The organism is Streptomyces sp. NBC_00390 (genome assembly GCF_036057275.1).
Classification (GTDB): Bacteria; Actinomycetota; Actinomycetes; order Streptomycetales; family Streptomycetaceae; genus Streptomyces.
This window is the reverse complement of sequence record NZ_CP107945.1, coordinates 2,659,768-2,683,547: the sequence shown is the minus strand read 5'-3', so window position 1 is coordinate 2,683,547 and position 23,780 is coordinate 2,659,768. Positions and strand designations below refer to the sequence as shown.

Annotated in this window: 16 protein-coding genes and 1 pseudogene; 10 read left to right on the top strand and 7 right to left on the bottom strand. The window is 70.4% G+C overall.

Going from position 1 to position 23,780, the window contains the following annotated elements; genetic code table 11:
* Positions 1-376: 376 nt before the first annotated feature.
* The 4 genes and pseudogenes from OHS70_RS11060 to OHS70_RS11045 form a co-directional block, all read left to right on the top strand.
* Complete coding sequence (locus tag OHS70_RS11060; RefSeq protein ID WP_328396226.1) at positions 377-721, top strand: hypothetical protein; 345 nt, start codon at positions 377-379, stop codon at positions 719-721.
* Positions 718-2,001: an FAD-dependent monooxygenase gene (locus OHS70_RS11055; protein WP_328396224.1), complete on the top strand. Its 1,284-nt coding sequence runs from the start codon at positions 718-720 to the stop codon at positions 1,999-2,001. Before OHS70_RS11060 ends, OHS70_RS11055 begins: the two co-directional genes overlap by 4 nt.
* Before the next feature lie 316 nt (positions 2,002-2,317).
* Entirely contained in the window at positions 2,318-4,981 is a 2,664-nt protein-coding gene (locus OHS70_RS11050) for a glycosyltransferase family 1 protein (protein WP_328396222.1), read from the top strand.
* Between the two features lie 37 nt (positions 4,982-5,018).
* Positions 5,019-5,474 (top strand): annotated as a pseudogene (locus tag OHS70_RS11045) (alginate lyase family protein); the annotation flags it as partial.
* A 49-nt stretch (positions 5,475-5,523) separates the two neighbouring features.
* Here OHS70_RS11045 and OHS70_RS11040 read toward each other — a convergent pair.
* The 5 genes from OHS70_RS11040 to glgX form a co-directional block, all read right to left on the bottom strand.
* Positions 5,524-6,258 (bottom strand): Clp protease N-terminal domain-containing protein, encoded by a 735-nt coding sequence (locus OHS70_RS11040; protein ID WP_328396220.1) that lies wholly within the window; start codon positions 6,256-6,258, stop codon positions 5,524-5,526.
* 158 nt (positions 6,259-6,416) lie between these two features.
* The gene (locus OHS70_RS11035; protein WP_328396218.1) at positions 6,417-8,450 is read right to left on the bottom strand and encodes a M4 family metallopeptidase; all 2,034 of its coding nucleotides are present in this window, start codon (positions 8,448-8,450) and stop codon (positions 6,417-6,419) included.
* Positions 8,451-8,959: 509 nt separating this feature from the next.
* Complete coding sequence (locus OHS70_RS11030) at positions 8,960-10,837, bottom strand: ABC transporter ATP-binding protein (protein WP_328396216.1); 1,878 nt, start codon at positions 10,835-10,837, stop codon at positions 8,960-8,962.
* Positions 10,834-12,759: an ABC transporter ATP-binding protein gene (locus OHS70_RS11025; RefSeq protein ID WP_328396214.1), complete on the bottom strand. Its 1,926-nt coding sequence runs from the start codon at positions 12,757-12,759 to the stop codon at positions 10,834-10,836. Before OHS70_RS11025 ends, OHS70_RS11030 begins: the two co-directional genes overlap by 4 nt.
* A 126-nt stretch (positions 12,760-12,885) precedes the next feature.
* Positions 12,886-15,168 (bottom strand): glycogen debranching protein GlgX, encoded by a 2,283-nt coding sequence (gene glgX / locus OHS70_RS11020; RefSeq protein ID WP_328396212.1) that lies wholly within the window; start codon positions 15,166-15,168, stop codon positions 12,886-12,888.
* 200 nt (positions 15,169-15,368) lie between these two features.
* On the opposite strand from glgX, the gene OHS70_RS11015 reads away from it, so the two are divergent.
* The 5 genes from OHS70_RS11015 (at position 15,369) to OHS70_RS10995 (ending at position 21,267) form a co-directional block, all read left to right on the top strand.
* The gene (locus OHS70_RS11015; protein WP_328396210.1) at positions 15,369-16,595 is read left to right on the top strand and encodes a L,D-transpeptidase; all 1,227 of its coding nucleotides are present in this window, start codon (positions 15,369-15,371) and stop codon (positions 16,593-16,595) included.
* Positions 16,596-16,799: 204 nt separating this feature from the next.
* Positions 16,800-18,044: a L,D-transpeptidase gene (locus OHS70_RS11010; RefSeq protein WP_328396208.1), complete on the top strand. Its 1,245-nt coding sequence runs from the start codon at positions 16,800-16,802 to the stop codon at positions 18,042-18,044.
* Positions 18,045-18,119: 75 nt separating this feature from the next.
* Positions 18,120-18,887 carry an enoyl-CoA hydratase/isomerase family protein gene (locus tag OHS70_RS11005; protein WP_328396206.1) on the top strand — a complete coding sequence of 256 codons (768 nt, stop codon included), beginning with the start codon at positions 18,120-18,122 and terminating at the stop codon, positions 18,885-18,887.
* A 159-nt stretch (positions 18,888-19,046) separates the two neighbouring features.
* A complete protein-coding gene (locus tag OHS70_RS11000; RefSeq protein ID WP_443062590.1) occupies positions 19,047-19,658 on the top strand; it encodes an ATP-binding protein in 612 nt (203 codons plus the stop codon).
* Positions 19,659-20,067: 409 nt separating this feature from the next.
* On the top strand, positions 20,068-21,267 hold the full coding sequence (locus tag OHS70_RS10995) for a YncE family protein (protein ID WP_328396202.1): 1,200 nt from the start codon (positions 20,068-20,070) through the stop codon (positions 21,265-21,267).
* Positions 21,268-21,307: 40 nt separating this feature from the next.
* On the opposite strand, the gene OHS70_RS10990 is transcribed toward OHS70_RS10995, so the two are convergent.
* The gene (locus OHS70_RS10990; protein WP_328396200.1) at positions 21,308-21,946 is read right to left on the bottom strand and encodes a GNAT family N-acetyltransferase; all 639 of its coding nucleotides are present in this window, start codon (positions 21,944-21,946) and stop codon (positions 21,308-21,310) included.
* Positions 21,947-22,051: 105 nt separating this feature from the next.
* Here OHS70_RS10990 and OHS70_RS10985 point away from each other — a divergent pair, with 105 nt between their 5' ends.
* Positions 22,052-22,267, top strand: a complete 216-nt coding sequence (locus OHS70_RS10985; RefSeq protein WP_328396198.1) for an EF-hand domain-containing protein — start codon at positions 22,052-22,054, stop codon at positions 22,265-22,267.
* 64 nt (positions 22,268-22,331) lie between these two features.
* Here the strand turns inward: OHS70_RS10985 and OHS70_RS10980 are convergent, their stop codons facing one another.
* Positions 22,332-23,699, bottom strand: a complete 1,368-nt coding sequence (locus OHS70_RS10980) for an L-serine ammonia-lyase (protein ID WP_328396196.1) — start codon at positions 23,697-23,699, stop codon at positions 22,332-22,334.
* Positions 23,700-23,780 lie beyond the last annotated feature (81 nt).

The window sequence follows — 23,780 nt, the reverse complement described above, 5'->3', positions numbered from 1 at the left end:
CGTGCGCCGTGCGCGCCGGAGCGTGCACGGCGCTGTGCGCCCTTACCCGGGGCGGCCCGGCGCCCGGCGCACGCCGCTCATGAGCGCCTCAGGACATGGCTCAAACCGCGCTCCTGACGGTCCTCACGTCTGCTGCTGCGACTCCTCCGGCCACATGCGCCACGGCTGACACGCCACCCACTCGTCCGCCAGGTCCTCCTTCACCGCCGCCCGAGACGTCGAGGGGACCGGCATCGCCGGCCACGACCACCTCGGCCCGGCAACAGCTCAAGTAGCGCTGCGGCAGGCCGATCTGACGCCGTGGCAGTGTGACCGCCGCGACGAGAGACACGAGCCGTCCTCGACGACTGCGTCCGATACAGCCTCCCGTCCTGGCGTGCCCACTACGCTGCCACAGGGGCGGCACGTCCGCCGTCCCCAAGCTGTCCGCAGCCCTCAGCTGGGAGGACGCCGACCGTATCCCGCCGCCTCTGCCGTCGCCCCCGCCCGCGTGGTGCGCACCCTCAAGACCTTCCGTGCCCGCCACCTCACCATCGCGCGCAAGGCCTGCAGCGAGGAGGTACGGCTGTACGACACCGGCAGCGGCGGTCCGCCGGCCGAACTGCTGCGGGCGGTGCTCCACCTGACCCGGGACAACGAGACGCTGGTACGCCCGTCCCCCGAACGGCCGCCTGCCCCGGCCGCCCGACCGCGCGAGCAAGGAGGAGTTCCGTCCCCATGACCCACATCCTGATCGCCGGCGGTGGCATCGCCGGTCTCACCGCGGCACTGGCCCTGCACACGGCGGGCTTCGAGCGGGTCACGGTCGTCGAGACCACCCGCGAGATCCAGCCGGTCGGCGCGGGGCTGAACATCATGCCCAACGCGGTCCGCGAGCTCGACGCCCTCGGGGTGCTCGACCGTCTGGAGGCGCGCGCCCTGCGCACCCGCGAGCTGCGCTACTACCACCGCAGCGGCGGACTGATCTCCCGCGAGCCACGGGGGCTCGGCGCCGGCTACCACTGGCCCCAGCTCTCCATCCACCGCGGCGAGCTCCAGCTGGCCCTGGCCGATGCCGTGCGGGCGAGGCTCGGCTCGTCCGCGCTGGCCAGCGGCGTGCGAGTGACCGGTGTCGAAGCGCTCCCGGACGGCCGCCCCAGGGTCCAGCTGGAGCACCGCGACGGCGTCGTACGCGGCAGCGCCTCACTGGAACCCGACGTCCTCATCGGCGCCGACGGCATCCGCTCCACGGTCCGCGCGTCACTCAACCCCGGCGAGGGCGAGCCGCCGTGGAACGGTCTGCTCATCTGGCGCGGAGTCTCCCGCATGCCCGCGAGCCGCGCGGCCGGCTTCATGTTCATCGCGGGCGACGACCGGCAGAAGGCCGTGGTCTATCCCCTCACCGAACCGGTGGATGGGCAGGTACTGGTCAACTGGGCGCTGGTGAGGCCCGCCGAGCCGGGCGACGACCCCACGCGCGGAGACTGGAACCGGCCCGTCCCGGTCACCACCTTCCTCCGCCACTACGAGGGCTGGGAGTTCGGCGGGGTGAGCGTCCCGGAGGTGCTGCTCGCCGCCGACGCGGCGTTCGAGTACCCGATGGTGGACCGGGACCCGCTGCCGAGCTGGTCCTGCGGCCGTACGACGCTGATCGGCGACGCCGCCCACGCCATGTATCCGGTCGGCTCCAACGGCGCCACCCAGTCGATCATCGACGGCCGCGCCCTCGCCCATGCGATGGCCCGGCACGTCGACCCTGCCGAGGCCCTCACCGTCTACGAGACCGAGCGCAGAGGACCCATGACCGACCTTCAGGGCAGCAACCGGCAGCTGGGGCCGGAGGTCGTCATCAGCCTCGCCCATCAGCGCGCACCCGGCGGATTCACGGACGTCCACGATGTGATCCCGGCAGCCGAGCTCGCCGAGATCGCGGCCCGGTACGCCGCCGCGGGTGCCTTCGACAGGAAGACCGTGAACGAGGGGTCCCCGTACGGTCCCCCGGCACGGCGCCGGCCTCTGTGAGCCTTGCCGGGCCGGTGGCCGGCCAGGCCCTGGTCATGTCCTCGGCGACCAGAGGCTGAGCCGTTCGGCGGTTTCCGGCGGTGGTGGGTCAACCCCCGGGGCAAGCGCCGGCCCCGTGAACCACCACCGGGACGGACCGCCGACGGCCCCTGTCCTGGTGGGCCACGACCGGGCGGGACCCGGCGTGCGCCCCCGGAGGATTCGCGCGCCGTGGTTGCGGGGGGCGTGGTGGTACTACCGTCGTCGGGGACGGAAAAGGGACGCACACCGTCGTGCGTCCGCTCGGATGCGTACCTCCCCTGCAAAGGTGTGACCTGTGAAGGCCATTCGTCGATTCACCGTCCGCCCCGTCCTCCCCGAACCGCTCCGGCCGCTCAGTGACCTTGCCCGCAATCTGCGCTGGTCCTGGCACACCGAGACCCGTGAGCTCTTCCAGACCGTCGATCCCGAGGGGTGGCAGTCCTGCGGGGGCGACCCCGTGCGCCTCCTCGGTACCGTGTCCGCCGCCCGGCTGACCGAGCTGGCCGCAGACCGCCGCTTTCTGCGCAGACTGGCCACCGTGGCCGACGACCTGGACGACTATCTGCACGGCCGCAGGTGGTACCAGGCCAACAGCGGAGGTGGCCGGACCGCCGCCGACGCACCACGGTTCCCCGCGGCCGTCGCCTACTTCTCACCCGAGTTCGGCGTCACCGCGGCCCTGCCGCAGTACTCCGGAGGCCTCGGCATCCTCGCCGGTGACCACCTCAAGGCAGCCAGCGACCTCGGCGTGCCGCTGGTCGGCGTCGGGCTGCTGTACCGCCACGGGTACTTCCGCCAGTCCCTGTCCCGTGACGGCTGGCAGCAGGAGCACTATCCCGTCCTCGACCCCAACGAACTCCCGGTCAGCCTGCTCAGGGAGGACGACGGCACACCCGCCCGGGTGTCCCTCGCCCTGCCCGGCGGGCGCTCCCTGCACGCCCATATCTGGGTCGCGCGGGTCGGGCGCGTACCACTGCTGATGCTCGACTCCGACGTGGAGGAGAACGGCCCCGGCGAGCGCGATGTCACCGACCGGCTGTACGGCGGCGGCAGCGAGCACCGCCTGCTGCAGGAGATGCTGCTCGGAATCGGAGGAGTGCGGGCCGTGCGGGCGTACTGCCGGCTCACCGACCACCCCGAACCGGAGGTGTTCCACACCAACGAGGGACACGCCGGCTTCCTCGGCCTGGAGCGCATCCGCGAACTGGGTGCCTACGGGCTGGACTTCGACGCCGCCCTGGAGGCCGTACGGGCCGGGACCGTGTTCACCACGCACACCCCCGTGCCCGCCGGCATCGACCGGTTCGACCGTGAACTGGTCGCCCGCCACTTCGGCGAGCGCGCGGAACTGCCCGGCGTACCCGTGGAGAAGGTGCTCCAGCTGGGCATGGAGACCTACCCCGGCGGCGAACCCAACCTCTTCAACATGGCGGTCATGGGCCTGCGGCTCGCCCAGCGCGCCAACGGCGTGTCCAAACTGCACGGCGCCGTCAGCCGCAGCATGTTCGCGGGGCTCTGGCCGGGCTTCGACTCCGCCGAAGTGCCCATCACCTCCGTCACCAACGGGGTGCACGCCCCCACCTGGGTCGCTCCCGAGGTGCTTGGACTGGGTGCCCGGCAGATCGGCACGAGCCGTGCCGAGGACGCTCTGTCCGTCGGCGGCTCCGATCGCTGGGACGCCGTCGCCGACATCCCCGACAGCGAGATCTGGGAGCTGCGCCGGTCCCTGCGCGAACAGCTGGTGACGGAGGTACGGGCCCGGTTGCGCGCCTCCTGGCGCCAGCGCGGTGCGGGCACCGCCGAACTGGGCTGGATCGACGGCGTGCTGGACCCGGACGTGCTCACGATCGGGTTCGCGCGCCGGGTGCCCTCGTACAAACGGCTCACGCTGATGCTGCGCGACCGCGACCGGCTGATGGAGCTGCTGCTGCACCCGACGCGGCCGGTACAGATCGTGGTCGCGGGCAAGGCCCATCCGGCCGACGACAGCGGCAAGAAGCTGGTTCGGGAGCTGGTGCGCTTCGCCGACGACCCGCGGGTGCGTCACCGGATCGTCTTCCTGCCCGATTACGGCATGGGGATGGCGCAGAAGCTCTACCCGGGCTGCGACGTGTGGCTGAACAATCCGCTGCGCCCGCTGGAGGCGTGCGGCACCAGCGGGATGAAGGCCGCTCTGAACGGCGGGCTCAATCTGTCGGTGCTGGACGGCTGGTGGGACGAGTGGTTCGAGCCGGACTTCGGCTGGGCGATCCCCACGGCCGACGGCTCGGCCACCGACGAGGACCGCCGCGACGAGCTGGAGGCGGCCGCCCTCTACTCGCTGATCGAGAATCAGGTGGCCCCGCGCTTCTACGACAGCGGCAGCAGCGGACTGCCGGGGCGCTGGATCGAGATGGTCCGCCGCACCCTGACCTCGCTCGGCCCCAAGGTGCTCGCCGGCCGTATGGTCCGCGAGTACGTGGAGCGGCTGTACGCACCGGCCGCCCAGGCGCACCGGGCGCTGGACGCGGCCACCGCGCAGGAGCTGGCGGCGTGGAAGGCGCGGGTGCGCGACTGCTGGCCCCAGGTGGCCGTCGACCATGTGGAGGCACTGGACCAGGCGGCGCCCGCCGCCTTGGCGGCCACGGCGGAGCTGGGCTCCACGCTCGCCCTGCGGGTGCGGGTCGCCCTCGGCGCGCTGCAGCCGGAGGACGTGGAGGTGCAGGCGGTGGCCGGCCGGGTCGATTCCGACGACGCGATCCGCGACGCCAGGACCTTCCCGCTGAAGCCGGCCGGCGGCCCCGATCTGGAGGGCCGCTGGATGTTCGAGGGTCCGCTGGAGCTCGAGCGCACCGGGCCGTTCGGCTACACCGTACGGATCCTGCCCTCGCACCGGCTGATTCCGGCGGGTGCGGATCTCGGCCTGGTGGCCCTGCCGACGGAGGCGGCGGGTGAGGACGCGGGTGTGCTGATGCGCTGACCCCGGGCGCGGGCTTCTTTCCTGCCGTGAACATTCATCCCTGCCGAAGACCGCGCCGGGCTCGGGCCTGGCCACCCGGGACGAGATAGTCCGCTACTGGCAGGGCCAGACGACGTTCACGAACGGGCTCAGCCAGGAGACCTGCCGCGACCTCACCCACACCGGGTACGGGCTCTCGGCCCTCTCGCACATCGCGGAGACCAGCCGCATCCAGGGCCAGGACCTCTATCCCGAGGTCGCCGACCGGCTGCGGCACGCGCTCGGACTCCACGCCAGGTACCAACTGGGCGAGCCGGTCTCGGGAAATCTGTGCGGCGGCAGCCTCAAGGACAGGCTCGGCCCGGTCACCGAGGTCGGCTTCAACGCGCTCGGCAACCGCATGGGCCACGCGATGACCAACACCGGGCGGCTGACCGAGCAGCAGCGCCCGGCCGGGTCCAACAACCTGTTCGTCGCCTGGGAGACCCTCAGCACGCCCGGCAACCCCAACTAGCGGGTGTGCGGGCCCTGTCCGGTGTCGAGGCGGACAGGGCCCGCATGGCTCACTTCAGTTGTTGCCGCAGCGCGGCGATCGCTTCGCCGACGTAGCCCTCCGTGGTCGACTTGTCGATCCCGAGACCGGAGAGCGGGCCGCTGCCGTCCTCCACCTCCAGCAGGGCGAGCAGGATGTGCTCGGTGCCGACGTAGTTGTGCCCGAGCCGCAGCGCCTCGCGGAAGGTGAGCTCCAGGGCCTTGCGCGCTCGCGCGTCGTACGGGATCACCTCGGGGAGTTCGTCGGCAGCGGCGGGCAGCGTGGCCGTGACCGCCTCGCGGACGCGCTCCAGGCCGACGCCCTGCGCCACGACCGCTTTCGCGGCCAGGCCCTCGGACTCCGCGAGCAGCCCGAGCGCAAGATGCTCGGGTCCCACGAGCCCGCTGCCCGCTGCGCGGGCCTCGTTGCTCGCGGCCGCCACGACGTTGCGGGCCCGCGGGGTGAAGCGCCCGAAGCCCTGGCTCGGATCGAGATCGATCGGCCGGCCGGACTCCTTGGTGACGAACCGTTTCTGGGCGGCCTGCTTGGTGACCCCCATGCTCTTGCCGATGTCGGTCCATGAGGCGCCGGAGCGCCGGGCCTGGTCGACGAAGTGACCGATGAGATGGTCGGCGATGTCACCGAGGTGGTCGGCGGCGATGACGGCGTCGGAGAGCTGGTCGAGCGCACCGGAGTGCGCCTTCTTGATGGCCTCGATCAGATCGTCGAGACGCACGGGATGAGTCAGACGGACTGGATCTGTCATGCGACAACCTTAGGTTGACGACCCTTGGATCGTCAACCTTTGGTTGACGCTTTGTGTCGTGCCGAGATGTGACGTGTCCTGAATTGGCAGGGCGCTGCCCGGGAGCCGTACGGCGTCCCGGGCAGCGCCCCTGTTCGTGGTGAGCCTGATCGGCAGGCTCAGAAGGTGAGCTTGACGCTGTTGATGTAGCCGGTGTCGTAGCGGGCCACGTCCTGGACACGCAGCTTCCAGGCGCCGTTGGCGACCTCGCTGGAGGCGTTGACGGTGTACGTCTCGACCACGTTGTCCGCCGAGTCCGAACCGCTGGAGTTCTTCAGGCGGTACGCGGTCCCGTCCGGGGCCAGCAGGTCGATGACCAGGTCACCGCGCCAGGTGTGGACGATGTCCACGCCGACCTTGAGGGCGGCGGGGGCGTTGCCCGTGCGGCCGGTGACGTTGACCGTGGAGGTCCCGGTGCCGAGGTCGGGGATGGAGACATCCGCCGTGTTCTCGAAGACCGTCCCCGGGTCGGGGTCCGGCCCACCGGGGCGGGAGCCGACGTTGATGCCTGCCCAGGCGTCGGTGACCGCCTTCACCTCGGGGCTGGTCGCCCCGTACAGCTCCGTGGCGACCGCGATGGTGCCGGTACGGGCGCCCGCGTAGTTCGTCGTGGAGTTGAACTTGGTGGTGAGGGCCTTGAACCAGATCAGCGATGCCTTGTCGCGGCCGATTCCGGTGACCGGCAGACCGTCGGAGGTCGGCGAGTCGTAGTTCACCCCGTTGATGGTCTTGGCGCCGCTGCCCTCGGAGAGCAGGTAGTACCAGTGGTTCGCGGGTCCCGAGGAGTAGTGGACGTCAATTCCGCCGATGCCCGAGTACCAGTAGTCCTTGGACCGGGTGTCCTTGCTGGGCTTGTCCATGTACCGCAGCGGGGTGCCGTTGCCGTTGATGTCGATCTTCTCGCCGACCAGGTAGTCGCCGACGTCCGAGGTGTTGTTGCCGTAGAACTCCACGGCCGCGGCGAAGATGTCGCTGGTCGCCTCGTTGAGGCCGCCGGACTCGCCGCTGTAGACGAGCTTCGCGGTGACGGAGGTGAGGCCGTGCGTCATCTCGTGCGCGGCCACGTCGATCGACGTGAGCGGCTTGGCGTTGCCGGAGCCGTCGCCGTACGTCATGCAGAAGCAGCTGTCCTGCCAGAACGCGTTGACGTAGTTGTTGCCGTAGTGCACGCGGGAGTAGGCGCCGACGCCGTCACCGCGGATGCCGCTGCGGCCGTGCACGTTCTTGTAGTAGTCCCAGGTGAGGCCGGCGCCGTAGGCGGCGTCCGCGCCCGCGGTCTCCAGGTCGGAGGCCTGGCCGTTGCCCCAGACGTCGTCCGGTCCGGAGAACAGGGTTCCGGTGCCCGACGTACCACGGTTGAGGTTGTACGTCTTGTGGCTGCCGCGGCCGCCGTCGGTCAGGTTGTACGTCGACCCGGACTGCGTGGACCCGACGTTGACCTGGCCGCTGTACTGCGTGTTGCCGGTGCCTGTCTCGACCGCCTGCCACTCGAAGAGCTTCGCGCCGGTGGAGGCGTCGGTGACGACATGCAGTTCGTTCGGCGTGCCGTCGTGCTGCAGGCCGCCGACCACGGTCTCGTAGGCGAGCGTCGGCTTGCCCTCGGCCAGCCAGACCACCTTGCGCGGTGCGCGGTCGGCCTTCGCCTTCGCGGACCCCTCGGCCTTGGCCGCGCCCACCGCCTGCTTCTCGGCGACGGACGGTGCGACGTCGGCGCTGGTGTCCACGTTCTTGAGCGTGGCCCGGGACGCCTTGGAGACCGACTCGGTCACTCCCGCCTTCGACTCGGAGACCACGAGGTCGCCGCCGAGGACCGGCAGTCCGGCGTAGGTGCGCTCGTAGCGGGTGTGCGTGGTGCCGTCGCGGTCCTGGGTGACATCGCGGACGAGCAGCTTCTCCTGGGAGGTCAGGCCCAGTTCCTTCGCGGTGGCGGCCGTGGTGGCGGACGCCTCGCGTATGAGCTCCGCACGCTGTGCGGGCGTCAGACTCTTCGGCAGGGCGCCCGGGTCGGCCTTCCCTGCCTTCGCCGCGGCTGGAACGGCGGATGCGGTGGTCTGGGCCGCGGACGTGCCGGTCTGGAAGCCGACGGCGAGGAGGGCGGCAGTGGCGACAAGAGCTCCGGTCGCGGTGGCGCGACGGCGATGCGTGGGTCTCACGCGAACTCCTTCTGCGAGGGGGGTACCGGCGAGCTGGGTAGGCAGGCCGGGCAGAGCATGCCGAGCATGTGGATCACGTCGAGCATGTGGAGCTTTGTGGAGCGCGGATCGGGGGAAGAGTCGCACCAGTGACGCCCGTCTGTCAGGAGCGCGACAAGAAGTTGGCTGGAAATAGTTCGTTGAACGTGCAGCCGTGTTCGTTGAGCGGACGTTTCCCCGATGGCTGCGGCCCGGGGAGCGCATTCACCGAAGACCGTGTGCGGCGCCGGAAGCGAGGCCGATGCGGGACCTGGCATGTGTGAACGCAGTGTTGAGCACGTGTTGCCTCTGGTCGGGGAGATCGGGCGGAGGTGTGACTCGTTCCGCGCCCGTACGGGCGGGAGCGGTGGAGCCGGCCCGGACGGCGCGCACGGGTCGGTGCGGGCGCCACCGCCGACCGCGCGCTCGTGCCGCTGCCCGGTGCCGCCGCACCCGGCGCCGCCGCGCCGACGGCGCCGCCCGTCGGCCTGTCAGCCGACCAGGCTGTCCCGCCAGGCCCGGTGCAGGCCTGCGAACCGGCCGTCGCCGCCGGTCAGTTCGGCCGGTGTCCCGTCCTCCACGATCCTGCCGTGTTCCATCACCAGCACCCGGTCCGCGATCTCTACCGTCGACAGACGGTGGGCGATCACCACGGCCGTGCGTCCCCGCAGCACCGTGTCCATGGCCCGCTGCACCGCGCGCTCGCCCGGGATGTCCAGGGAACTGGTCGCCTCGTCCAGGATCAGCACCGCGGGATCGGCGAGCAGTGCGCGGGCGAAGGCCACCAACTGGCGCTGGCCCGCGGAGATACGCCCACCGCGCTTGCGTACGTCCGTGTCGTAGCCGTCCGGCAGGGCGCTGATGAAATCGTGTGCGCCGATGGCCTTCGCGGCGTGCTCGATCTCCTCGCGCGACGCGTCCGGACGGCCGACCGCGATGTTCTCCGCGACGGTCCCGGAGAACAGGAACGCCTCCTGCGTCACCATCACCACCCCGCGCCGCAGTTCGGGTGTGGCCAGATCGCGCAGATCGACCCCGTCGAGCAGGACCCGTCCGTCGGAGGGGTCGTAGAACCGGGCCAGCAGCTTGGCCAGGGTCGACTTGCCCGCACCGGTCGAGCCGACCATCGCCACGGTCTGCCCCGCCGGAATCGTCAGATCGAAGTGCGGCAGCACCTCACCGCCCCTGCGGTACGCGAACCGGACGCCGTCGAAGACCACCTCGCGGCCCGGCCGGTCCGTGTCCCGCGCAGGCAGCCGGCGGGGCTCGACCGCCTCGGGGACCGAGGGGACCTGAGCCAGCAGGCCCGCGATCTTCTCCAGGGAGGCGGCCGCCGACTGGTAGGAGTTGAGGAACATGCCGAGCCGGTCGATGGGGTCGTACAGCCGCCGCAGATACAACACCGCCGCCGCCAGCACTCCCAGCGCCAGCGTCCCGCCCGCCACCCGGTACGCACCCCACAGCACGATCCCGGCGACCGCGGTGTTCGCGACCAGCCGGGAGCCGACGACGAAGCGCGCCATCTCCAGCAGCGCATCGCCGTTGCTGCGCTCGTGCCGGTGGTTCAGCACCCGGAACTCGCCGTCATTGGCCCGCTCGCGGCGGAACGCCCGCACCGGCCGGATTCCGTTCATCGTCTCGGCGAACTTCACGATCACGGCAGCGATCGCGGTGGAGCGCTGCATGAAGACGGACTGGACACGCCGCTGGTAGAGCCGGACCAGCAGATACAGCGGGACGAAGGACAGTACCGCGACGGTGCCGAGTCCGAGGTCCAGCCAGAGCAGCATCGCCGAGATGAAGACGAAGGACAGAATGACGCCGATGAGCTCCTGAAGTCCCTCGCTCAACAGCTCCCGCAGCGACTCGACGTCGGTCGTGGAACGGGAGATCAGCCGGCCCGAGGTGTACCGCTCGTGGAAGTCCACGCTCAGCGCCTGCGCATGGCGGAAGATCCGGCCGCGCAGATCCAGCAGGACGTCCTGATTGACCCGGGCGGACACGCGGATGAAGCCGTACTGGAACGCGCCCGCGCCCAGCGAGCAGAGCGCGTACCCCGCGCCGACGGCGGCCAGCGGACCGTAGTCGTGCGAGCGGAACGCCGGTACGCCGCGGTCGATCGCGTACGCCACCAGCATCGGTCCGGCCTGCACCGCGGCCTGCTGGAGCAGCAGGAGCAGTGCGGCGACGGCGACCCGGGCGCGTCGTGGCGCGAGAAGGGAACGCAGCAGCATCCCGGTCGCCCCCGCGGGCGCGGGGAGGGCATCCCGGTCGAAGGGGTCGTCCCCGCCCTGTTCCGGCCGTCCGCCGCCGGTGGACCTGGTCTCGTCGGCGTCCTCGATGCCGTCCATCGCGGTCGTCGAGGTCATCGTGCGCCACTCCCTTCTGCGCCGGACATCAGCCAGGCGTACTCCGCGTTCGTACGAAGCAGTTCATGGTGGGTGCCCACCGCGGCGATCCGCCCCTCGGACAGCAGCGCCACCCGGTCGGCGAGCATCACGGTCGACGGCCGGTGCGCCACCACCAGCGCGGTCGTGTCGTCGAGCACCCTGCGCAGCGCCGCCTCCACCAGGGCCTCCGTGTGGACGTCGAGGGCGGACAGCGGGTCGTCGAGGACCAGGAAGCGTGGCCGGCCGACCACCGCGCGGGCCAGCGCGAGGCGCTGGCGCTGTCCACCGGAGAGGCTGAGGCCCTGTTCGCCGACCTGGGTGGCGATGCCCTGAGGGAGACGGTCCACGAAGCCGGCCTGGGCGATGTCGAGGGCGTGGCGCAGGGCCTCCGCCCTGTCTCCGCCGTCCGGGACCTGTGCGGTGTCCGGGACCTGTGCCGCGTCCGGGCCGTCCGGCGGGCGGGAGCCGTGTGCCGGATGCGAGCCGCCCACGCCCATCAGGACGTTCTCACCGACGCTCGTCGAGAACAGCGTCGGCTCCTCGAACGCCACCGACACCAGTTCGCGCAGCCGCTGCCGCGGCATCGCGGTGATGTCCTCGCCGTCGAGCGTGATCCGCCCGGCCGTCGCCTCGTACAGCCTTGGTACCAGCGCGGTGAGCGTGGTCTTCCCGCTGCCGGTGGCGCCGACCAGGGCCATCGTCTCCCCTGGCCGGATCCGGAGGTCGATCCCGGCGAGAACCGGCGCGGTGGCCGCGGGCGCGTCCGGGTAGCGGAACTCGACGCCCTCGAACCGCAGTCCGCCCACGTCGGCGTCCGGCGGGTTAGGGACGCCCAGATCCGCATCCCGCTCGCCCGCCTCCCGCTCGCCCGCCTCCCGCCGGTCCGCATCCCGCTGGTACGTCTCACGTTCCTCCTCGGCGTCCAGCACCTCGAAGTACCGCTCCGTCGCCGTCGCCGCCTCCTGGCTCATCGCCAGCAGAAAGCCGATCGACTCCACCGGCCAGCGAAGCGCCAGCGCCGTCGAGAGGAACGCCACCAGCGTGCCAGCCGACAGGTCTCCGTCCGCGACCTGGATCGTGCCCAGCACCAGCGCGGCGCCGATCGCCAGCTCCGGAATCGTGGTGATCAGGGCCCAGATGCCCCCCAGCAGCCGGGCCTTGCCCAGCTCCGTGCCGCGCAGTCGCTCGGCGAGCATCCGGAAGGCATCGGCCTGACTGCGGTGCCGGCCGAAGCCCTTGACGATACGGATGCCGAGCACGCTCTCCTCGACGACCGTCGTCAGGTCGCCGACCTGGTCCTGCGCCTGCCGGGCCACGATCCAGTACCGGGCCTCGAACAGCGAGCACACGAAGACCAGGGGCACGACGGGCGCCAGCAGCACCAGCCCCAGCGTCCAGTCCTGCGCGAGAAGCAGCACGAACCCCACCAGGATCGTGGCCGCGTTGACGAGCAGAAAGGTCAGCGGGAAGGCGAGGAACATCCGGATCAGCATCAGATCGGTGGTGCCGCGCGACAGCAGCTGACCTGAGGCCCAGCGGTCGTGGAAGGACACCGGCAGCCGCTGCAGATGACGGAACAGATCGGCGCGCATGGCCGCCTCCACGCCGGCGAGCGGCCGGGCGACCAGCCACCGGCGGAAGCCGAACAGGACGGCCTCGGCAGCACCCAGCAGAAGCAGGACCAGCGCCCCGAGCCAGACTCCGCCCGGGTCACTGTCCGCGACGGGACCGTCGACGATCCACTTGAGCACGAGCGGGATCACGACGCTCAGACAGGACGCCACAACGGCGACGAAAGCGGCGCTGAACAGGCGCGTCCGGACGGGCCGTACATACGGCCACAGCCGTAGCAGGGTGCGCACGGCGGACCGGTCCTTGGTGACAACGTGTGTGGTGGGCATCATGTGCGAGCCTACGGTTTGCCACTGACAGCGCTCATGTGGTTTTCCGTGGCGCCGCCTGCCCGGACGCGTCGTCGTGAAGAGGGCCGGTGGGGCACTGACCCGCCCCCGCCCGGCCCCCGCAGGCTACGCCCGGACCTTCAGCAGCAGCACCGACCGCGCCGGCACCGTCACCACCGCGCCGCCCTCGTGCACCGTTGCGGGGGCTGTGTCCTGGTCCTCCAGTGAGGTGTCGACCGCCAGTTCGTACGAGGTGGCCCAGGGCGGGCCCGGCAGACGGAAGTCCACCGGGCGGTGCCCCGCGTGCAGGATCGTCAGAAAGCTGTCGTCCGTCACCTGGGCGCCCCGCGCGTCCCGTCCCGGGATGTCCCGGCCGGAGAGGTACAGCGCGAGGGTGGCTGAGGGGGCGTACCAGTCCGCTTCGTTCATCTCCGTGCCGTGCGGGGTGAACCAGGCCAGGTCCCGCAGGCCGTCCGCCGCCTGCGGGCGGCCGGAGAAGAAGGCCCGGCGGCGCAGCACCGGATGGGTGTGGCGCAGTGCGAGCAGCCTCCTGGTCAGCGCCAGCAGCCCGGCCGGTCCCGGTTGCCCGGGCAGCGACCAGTCCAGCCAGCTGACCTCGTTGTCCTGGCAGTAGGCGTTGTTGCTGCCGCCCTGCGTACGCCCCATCTCGTCACCCGCGACCAGCATCGGCACCCCGGTCGACAGCAGCAGCGTGGTCAGCAGGTTCCGGATCTGCCGGCGGCGCAGCGCATTGACGCGTGGGTCGTCCGTCTCACCTTCCGCGCCGCAGTTCCAGGACCGGTTGTCGTTCGTCCCGTCCCGGTTGCCCTCGCCGTTGGCCTCGTTGTGCTTCTGCTCGTAGCTGACCAGGTCGCGCAGGGTGAAGCCGTCGTGGGCGGTGACGAAGTTGATGGACGCGTAGGGGCGCCGGCCGCCCCAGGCGTACAGGTCGCTGGAGCCCGACAGCCGGTAGCCGAGATCGCGTACGTCGGGCAGCGCGCCGCGCCAGAAGTCCCGTACCGCGTCCCGGTAGCGGTCGTTCCACTCCGTCCACAGCGGCGGGAACGCGCCCACCTGGTAGCCGCCGTTGCCCACGTCCCACGGCTCGGCGATCAGCTTCACCCTGCGCAGCACCGGGTCCTGGGCGATCACCGCGAGGAACGGGGAGAGCATGTCGACGTCGTGCATGGAGCGCGCCAGGGCCGCCGCCAGGTCGAAGCGGAAGCCGTCCACCCCCATCTCGGTCACCCAGTAGCGCAGCGAATCGGTGATCAGCCGCAGCACATGGGGCTGGACCACGTGCAGGGTGTTGCCGCACCCCGTGTAGTCCGTGTACCGCCGGGCGTCGGACTGCAGGCGGTAGTAGCCGCGGTTGTCGATACCGCGCAACGACAGCATCGGACCCAGCTCGCCGGCCTCCGCCGTGTGGTTGTAGACCACGTCCAGGATGACCTCGATGCCCGCGTCGTGCAGCGAGCGCACCATCCGCTTGAACTCGCCCACCTGCTGCCCGCGCGTCCCGCCCGAGGCGTATCCGGCGTGCGGGGCGAAGTAGCCGATGGAGTTGTAGCCCCAGTAGTTGCGCAGCCCGCGGCGCAGCAGATGGTCCTCGTGCGCGAACTGGTGGACGGGCAGCAGTTCGACGGCCGTCACCCCGAGGCGCACCAGGTGCTCGATCGCCGCCGGGTGCGCGAGTCCGGCGTAGGTGCCCCTGAGGTTCGGCGGGATTCCCGGATGGAGTTTGGTGAAACCGCGGACGTGCAGCTCGTAGATGACCGAGTCCGCCCAGGGCGTCTTGGGCCTGCGGTCGTCCATCCACTCGTCGTCGGCGCCCTCGTCATGGACCACGACCCCTTTGGGCACGTAGGGCGCCGAGTCACGCTCGTCGCGCACCGTGTCGGCGACATGCTGCTGCGGCCAGTCCCGCACATGCCCGTACACCTGCGCAGGCAGCGTGAAGTCGCCGTCCACCGCCCGTGCGTACGGGTCGAGCAGCAGCTTCGCGGGATTCCAGCGCGCTCCCGTCCACGGGTCCCAGCGGCCGTGCACCCGGTAGCCGTACCGCTGCCCCGGTCTCACGCCCGGTACGAAGCCGTGCCAGATCTCGTGGGTGAGCTCGGTCAGCGGCAGCCGTGTCTCGGTCGCGGCGGCGCCCGCCCCGTCGAACAGGCACAGCTCGACCGCCTCCGCGCCGCCCGCCCACAGCGCGAAGTTGGTGCCCGAGACCCCGTCCGGCCCGGCCCGGTAGCGTGCGCCGAGCGGCGTCGGCGCCCCCGGCCACACCGGTGGCCTGCCGCCGCCGCCCGAGGTGCCGGCGTGGCCGTTGACGCCGGCCACCGCCGCAGGCAGGCCGGGCAGCATGCCCCGCACCCCCTCCTGCGCTGTCTCCTGCTCGGCTGCGCTCGACACCTGCCGGCCTCCCGCGGCTCGCCTCGCGTGCACCCGGCCCGCGGCGTCCCGGCCGCGAGCACCCCACGCGCGGTCCTCCCACCAGTTCTGCCCGCACCACCCTGCTCCCAACATGGCCCGGCACTCACGTTTCCCCTCCCGTTCGCCCTCGCGTTTCCCCCCGACGTTTCCCCTGGAGGGGCGTGGTCGTTGAGCGGTACGTGACATATGTACTGAAGCGGGCGGGGCGCGCCGTCGCGCTCGCCCTGGCAGGGGCAGGGCTGATCGCGGGAATTGTCGGATGCACCGGCGACAAACCCGAGGTCGCCGACAAACCGAGGGCACCCCAGAACACGATCCGCATCACGCCCGAGGACGGCTCGAAGGGGGTCAGTCCAAAGGGGGCGATCAAGGTGAGCGTGTCGAGCGGCCGGCTGGAACGGGTCGAGGTGACCCAGGTGGAGGACGCCGATCCCGTCGAAGTCCGCGGACGCATCTCCACGGACCGCCTGCGCTGGACTCCCGCCGACGGCGTCCGGCTGCGGCTCGCGGCCAAGTACAGCATCGACGTGGTGGCGGTCGACGCCGGCGGCCGTCGTGCGGCCCGCCACACCACGTTCACGACCCAGGTCCCCGAACACCGGTTCATCGGCTACTTCAAGCCCGAGAACCGTTCGACCGTCGGCACCGGGATGATCGTTTCGTTCGACTTCAACCGGGAGATCGAGAACCGCGCGGCGGTCGAACGTGCAATCCGCGTCACCTCGGATCCTCCTGTCGAGGTCGCCGGTCACTGGTTCGGCACGGCGCGACTCGACTTCCGGCCGCGCACCTACTGGAAGCCGGGCACCCGGGTCACGGTCGATCTGCGGCTGCGCGACGTCGAGGCGGCGCCGGACGTGTACGGCATCCAGGACAAGACCATCGCCTTCACGGTCGGCCGCTCGCAGGAGTCCCTGGTGGACGCGGCGGCCCACACCATGCAGGTGCGGCGTGACGGTGAACTGCTGGCGACCGTGCCGATCACGGCGGGCGCGCCCAGGACGACCACGTACAACGGGAAGATGGTGGTCACCGAGATGTTCGAGGTGACCCGGATGAACGGTGCGACGGTCGGCTTCAAGAAGCGCAACGGCAAGGGCGAGTACGACATCAAGGACGTTCCCCACGCGATCCGGCTGACCAGATCCGGCACCTTCCTGCACGGCAACTACTGGGCCGACCCGGACGTCTTCGGCGCGGCCAACGTCAGCCACGGATGTGTCGGACTGCGGGACGAGAAGGGCGGCAGCAGCGACGCTCCGGCGGGCTGGTTCTTCGACCGGACGCTGATCGGCGACGTGGTGGAGGTCGTCAACTCCCGCGACAAGCAGGTCGCCCCCGACAACGGTCTCGGCGGCTGGAACATGGACTGGGCGAGCTGGAAGGCGGGCTCGGCGATCGAGTGATCATGTGATCGGAGTGTCCCGGCGCCGGCGCCGCGAACCGCCGGCCTGTGGGGTGCTGCCCCACAAGCCATTTGGGACGGAACGGTGACAAGGCCGTGGTCGAACATCACCCCCCCGTGTGATTATCTGTCGCCGAGCGTGCGTATGGGGCGCGCGGGGGTGCGGCCTTGGTGATCCCAGGCTGCTTGAGGGGAGATCACGACTGTGAACGGGCAGCCGATATCGGGGGCATCGGCCAGGGCCGGGCGCGGACGCGGGGGCGCCGCGCTGTCCGCACTGGTGCTGGGGGCGATGCTGGTACTCACGGCCTGCGGGGGCGGGGGCGGCGGCTCGGACAAGGGCAGCGGCGACGGGGGCAAGAAGGGCGGAGAGGTCGCGAATTCGGCGTCCCAGGCCGTGGTGACCATCGCGCCCAAGGACGGCGCCGATGCCGTCGCGACCAGCGGTGTGCTCAAGGTGACGGCCACCAAGGGCAAGCTGACGACGGTCACCGTGCAGGACGACAAGGGCACGAAGATCGAGGGCAAGATCGCCGGCGACGGGGGGAGCTGGGAGCCGCTCCAGCACCTGGCCGGCTCCACCAAGTACAAGGTGCACGCCGTCGCCAAGGACGAGGAAGGCCGTGAGTCGGCCAAGGACACCACGTTCACCACGCTCGTGCCGCAGAACACCTTCATCGGGCACTACACGCCCGAGGACGGCTCGACGGTCGGCGTCGGCATGCCCGTCTCGATCAACTTCACCCGGGGGATCACCAACCCCGAGGCCGTCGAGAACGCCATCAAGGTCACCGCGGAGCCGTCCGTCCCGGTCGAGGGTCACTGGTTCGGGAACGACCGTCTCGACTTCCGTCCGGAGAAGTACTGGGCCGCGGGCACCAAGGTGACCGTGAAGCTCAACCTGGACGGCGTCGAGGGGCGCCCCGGCGTGTACGGCAAGCAGGCCAAGTCCATCTCGTTCACCATCGGCCGCAGTCAGGTCTCCACCGTGGACGCGAGCGCACACACCATGAAGGTCGTGCGGGACGGCAAGGAGATCAAGAACATCCCGATCACCGCGGGCGCGCCGTCGACCACCACGTACAACGGCCAGATGGTCATCAGCGAGAAGTACAAGGTGACCCGGATGAACGGCGCCACCGTCGGCTTCGGCGGTGAGTACGACATCAAGGACGTGCCGAACGCGATGCGGCTGTCCACCTCGGGCACCTTCATGCACGGCAACTACTGGGCCTCGTCGGGGACCTTCGGTTCGGCCAACGTCAGCCACGGCTGCGTGGGCCTGCGGGACGTCCGCGGCGGCGGCGACAGCGGCACCCCGGCCGCCTGGATGTTCAACAACTCGATCATCGGCGACGTGGTGATCGTGAAGAACTCCAAGGACAAGCAGATCGCTCCGGAGAACGGCCTGAACGGCTGGAACATGCCCTGGTCGGAGTGGACCAAGTAGGACGTCCCGAGCGGGCCCGGTGCTGTGAGCCACAGCACCGGGCCCCTTCGCGTTAACGGGGGCTAACCTGCCCCCATGACTGTTTCCCTCGAAGTCTCCGACGGCGTCGGCACCATCCGCCTGGACCGCCCGCCGATGAACGCCCTGGACATCGCCACGCAGGACCGGCTGCGCGAGCTCGCCGAGGAGGCGACCCGGCGCGACGACGTGCGGGCCGTGATTCTGTACGGCGGCGAGAAGGTGTTCGCGGCGGGCGCGGACATCAAGGAGATGCAGGCGATGGACCACACGGCGATGGTCGTGCGTTCCCGTGGTCTGCAGGATTCCTTCACCGCCGTCGCCCGCATCCCCAAGCCCGTCGTCGCCGCCGTCACCGGCTATGCGCTCGGCGGCGGCTGCGAGCTCGCGCTGTGCGCCGACTACCGGATCGCAGCGGACAACGCCAAGCTCGGCCAGCCGGAGATCCTGCTCGGCCTGATCCCCGGCGCCGGCGGCACCCAGCGCCTGTCCCGGCTGATCGGTCCCTCCCGCGCCAAGGACCTGATCTTCACCGGCCGCATGGTGAAGGCGGACGAGGCGCTCACGCTCGGGCTGGTCGACCGCGTCGTACCGGCCGCCGAGGTGTACGAGCAGGCCCACGTCTGGGCCGCCGCCCTCGCCAAGGGGCCGGCGCTGGCACTGCGGGCCGCCAAGGAGTGCGTGGACGCGGGTCTGGAGACGGACATCGAGACGGGACTGGCCGTCGAACGGAACTGGTTCGCGGGGCTGTTCGCGACCGAGGACCGCGAGCGCGGTATGCGCAGCTTCGTCGAGGAGGGGCCGGGTAAGGCCAAGTTCCTCTGAGCGGGCACGAGTTGGCGTGCCGCTGAACCGGCGGCGCGTCAACTCGCCTGCTCGGTCCGCCCAACCTTAAGGCGGGATTAAGACGAAACGGCTCACTGTGCCGGGTGATCATTCGAGCGCAAGGCGTCAGTGCAGCTCAAGACGGGTATGAATGGCCGTATGGGGCCAGAGTCATATGCCATGCGGTACCTCCGGAACGCCTCGCCCCGGGGGCTCTATTCCCCGGGAACGGCCACGCAGAAGCCGCGGTCCGGCCATGATGGAGGCATGGCGGGCCTCGAGGGTGTGGGACAACCGCGGCAGCGCGCGCATGCGGCCGCCGCATGGCGGGCACCGGCAGTCGATGACGAACAGGCGCTCAAGGCACTGGAGTTGTTCGGCAATCCGACGGAAGCGGAAGTACGGCTGCCGTCCCTGCCCGAATCCGCCGCCACCGCACGCCGGCTGACGCAGTGTGTGGTGCAGCGCCAGTGGGTGCTGCCCGCCCAGATCTGCGAGCATGCCGTCCTGCTCGTCTCCGAGCTCGTCGGCAACGCGGTGCGCCATACGGGTGCGCGGGTGTTCGGGCTGCGCATACAGCGCCGCCGCGGCTGGGTGCGGGTCGAGGTGCGCGATCCCTCGCGCGGCCTGCCCTGTCTGATGCCGGTCCAGGAGATGGACACCAGTGGCCGCGGCCTGTTTCTCGTCGACAAGCTCTCCGACCGGTGGGGGGTGGATCTCCTGCCGCGAGGCAAGACCACATGGTTCGAGATGCGCATCGGCGATCACTGACCCGCGGGAGATCGCCGCGAACGCCACCGTCCACCGGGATGCACAGAAGCCCCCTCGCGCCTTGCGGTGCGGTGGGGCTCCTGTGTGGTGCGCCGTGGATTGGGGGGGTGTCCACGGCCGCTCAAGACGACCTGGCCCGGGTCGATGGGGGTCGTGTCTTCGACTATGACAGACAGGGGGACTGTCGCCAAGCCTCCATACTTGGACATATGACATCAAGGCCGTATTCATTGGAAGTGAATCTTAGGTGAGATCGGCCACCCGCCTGTAAATCGATGAATAACTATCGGTTCCAGCGATTGTTTCATTGATCATTTAAGGTGGAGCGCTTTCCTTGGGGGCGACTCGGTGTCGCATCGATTTCATCAATCGTTATCTTTCAGGCATCTCGCCCCTACTGTGCTTACCCGTGACCCCGACGACGACATCTCTCACCGCACGGACCGCGGCGCTGCTCGGCGGCGTCCTGCTTTCCCTTCTCGCGGGCTGCGGCTCCGGCGGCGCGGGCGATGACACCACCGAGGCGCGCGGCACCCGTACCGCCGCGGCGCCGGCGAAGACGGAGCAGGCGGCCGTCGCCGCACTGGAGGGCATGCCGCCCGTCCTCGACCCCCGGGACATCTACGCGGCGAACCGGCCGGGCATGCTCTCGCCGACGGTCAGGGGCTACCCGTCGCGGGTGTACGTCCCCAACACCAACTCCAACACCGTGACGGTCATCGACCCCGAGACGTACCGGGTGATCACGACCATCCCGGTCGGGGTCCAGCCGCAGCACGTGGTTCCGTCCTGGGACCTGAAGACGCTGTGGGTCAACAACAACCGCGGACACACGCTCACTCCGATCGACCCGGCGACCGGAGTGGCGGGCAAGCCCGTCGAGGTGCACGACCCGTACAACCTGTACTTCACACCCAACGGCAAGTACGCGATCGTCATGGCGTCGCTGGACCGTGAGCTCGTCTTCCTCGATCCGCACACCATGGAGCGGAAGGAGGCGACCCCGGTCCCGTGCTACGGCGTCAACCACGCGGACTTCTCGCCCGACGGCAGGTACTTCGTCGTCTCCTGCGAGTTCTCCGCCCAGCTGCTCAAGGTCGACACCGAGAAGATGGAGGTCATCGGCCGGCAGAAGCTGCCCCTCGAAGGCGCGATGCCGCAGGACGTGAAGCTCTCCCCGGACGGAAGGACCTTCTACATCGCCGACATGATGGCGCACGGCGTGTGGGTGCTCGACGGGGAGAGGTTCACCGAGCCCGCGCTGATGCCCACCGGCAAAGGCGCCCACGGCCTCTACGTCAACCGCGACTCCAGCGAGATGTTCATCTCCAACCGCGGCGAAGGCTCCATCTCCGTCTTCGACTTCGAGCAGAACCGGCTGACCAAGAAATGGTGGCTCCCGGACGGCGGCAGCCCGGACATGGGCGGGGTCTCGTCGGACGGCAAGGTGCTGTGGCTGTCCGGGCGGTACCACTCCGAGGTGTACGCCATCGACACACGGACCGGCGAGCAGCTGGCCCGTATCCCCGTCGGCAGCGGTCCGCACGGCCTTGCCGTCTATCCGCAGCCGGGCCGCTACTCGCTCGGCCACACGGGAGTCTTCCGCTAGGCCCTGTCCGGCGCCGTCTTCGATCAGGCTGCCGGCCCGCTCAGGCGGCCGTGAGGATCGCCTCCGATGCCACGGGCCGGAACCCCGCCGTCTGGAAGAGCCGTACGCTGCGCGCGTTGCCCGGTGACTGCTGCGACCACACCACCGAGTCCGGCACCAGCTGACGGGCCGCGCGGGCCAGCGCAAGGCCGAGGCCCCGGCCACGTGCCTCCTCGTCGACCTCGAGCGCGACCTCCCAGCGCCCCGCGAGCCCCCGGCCGAGAATCAGTACCCCGCCGTCGGCGGCCCAGACCCGCACGTCGTCGCGGTACTTCAGGGCCCGGGCGACCCGAGGGTGCTCCGGGTCCTCGATCTCACGCAGCTCGATGCCGGGCCTGCCGGGCAGCGCACCGGCGACCGTCACCAGGTCGATCGTGTTCATCGAGCGTCCGGTACGGGCCATCAGGGCACACAGGAAGCCCGGATTCATCGCGGCGGCCAGCCGGTCGGAGTCGGTGGCGGCCAGCCGGTCCCGTATCCACTGCGGATCCTCGTCGGTGAAGACCACCGAGTGGGCGGTGAACGCCACCACCCCGGCGTCACGGGCCCCCGGCTGGCGGACCACGGTGACCGCGCCGTCGCCCGGCGGGAACTCCCCCCGGGCCGCGGCGGTCAGAATCCGTCCCAGTTCCTCGCTCATCCCATGCCCTCCCTCGTCCCCGGTGCGGGACTCCCCTCCATGATCCGCGAGCGTCGGCCGATAATCTGAGCCCCGTCAGTAATGCACCAAGAAGGGGCGGAAGCAGTGGCGGACATCGAAGAGGCGCGCAAGGCGTTCGAGCGCTACGACCTGAACGGCGACGGCCTGATCACGGCGGCCGAGTACAAGAGCGTGATGGCGCAGCTGGGCGACTTCAACGTCACCGAGACCGTCGCCGAAGCGGTGATCAGGACCAAGGACGCCAACGGCGACGGTCAGCTGACGTTCGACGAGTTCTGGACCTCGCTCAACCAGGCCTGACGAGCCAGGACGGCCCCCGTCCCCGGGGTGCCGGGGACGGGGGCCGTCACGTGCGCCGTGCCGGTCAGCACTCGATGATGTTCACGGCGAGACCGCCGCGCGCGGTCTCCTTGTACTTCACCGACATGTCCGCCCCGGTCTCCTTCATGGTCTTGATGACCTTGTCGAGCGACACCTTGTGGCTGCCGTCGCCGCGCATCGCCATGCGGGCCGCGGTCACGGCCTTGACCGCCGCCATGCCGTTGCGCTCGATGCACGGGATCTGGACGAGGCCGCCGACCGGGTCGCAGGTCAGACCCAGGTTGTGCTCCATGCCGATCTCGGCGGCGTTCTCGACCTGCTCGGGGCTGCCGCCGAGCACCTCGGCCAGCGCGCCTGCTGCCATCGAGCAGGCGGAGCCGACCTCGCCCTGGCAGCCGACCTCGGCGCCGGAGATGGAGGCGTTCTCCTTGAAGAGCATGCCGATCGCGCCGGCGGCGAGCAGGAAGCGGACCACACCGTCCTCGTCCGCGCCGGGCACGAAGTTCATGTAGTAGTGCAGGACCGCCGGGATGATGCCTGCGGCGCCGTTGGTCGGGGCGGTGACGACCCGGCCGCCCGCGGCGTTCTCCTCGTTCACGGCCATCGCGTACAGAGTGATCCACTCCATCGCCAGCGCCTGCGGGTCGCCCTCGGAGCGAAGTTTGCGGGCGGTGGTGGCGGCGCGGCGGCGGACCTTGAGGCCGCCCGGCAGGATGCCCTCGCGGGACATGCCGCGGGCCACGCATGCCTGCATCACACGCCAGATCTCCAGCAGTCCCTCGCGGATCTCCTCCTCGGAGCGCCAGGCCGTCTCGTTCTCCAGCATCAGCGCGGAGATCGACAGGCCGGTCTCCTTCGTGAGCCGCAGCAGCTCGTCGCCGGTGCGGAAGGGGTACTTCAGCACGGTGTCGTCGAGCTTGATCCGGTCCTCGCCGACGGCGTCCTCGTCCACGACGAAGCCGCCGCCCACCGAGTAGTACGTCTTCTCCAGGACGGTCGCGCCCTCGGCGTCGTACGCGAAGATCGTCATGCCGTTGGCGTGGTACGGCAGGGCCTTGCGGCGGTGCAGAACCAGATGCTCGTCGAAGTCGAAGTCGATCTCGTGCATGCCGAGCAGATTGATGCGCCGGGCCGACTTGATCCGCTCGACCTGGTTGTCGGCCGTCTCGACGTCGACGGTGCGCGGAGAGTTGCCCTCGAGGCCCAGCAGGACCGCTTTCGGGGTGCCGTGGCCGTGACCGGTCGCGCCCAGGGAGCCGTAGAGCTCCGCGCGTATCGCGGTGGTGCCGGCGAGCAGGCCCTCGTTCTTGAGGCGGCGGGCGAACATGCGCGCCGCGCGCATCGGGCCGACCGTGTGGGAGCTGGACGGGCCGATGCCGATCGAGAACAGGTCGAAGACCGAGATGGCCACGGGGTACTCCTCAGGTTGGTAGACGCCGTTGTCTGCCGAGGTGGTGCAGATAACTCAGAGCGCGCGGTGCAGGGCACCGCA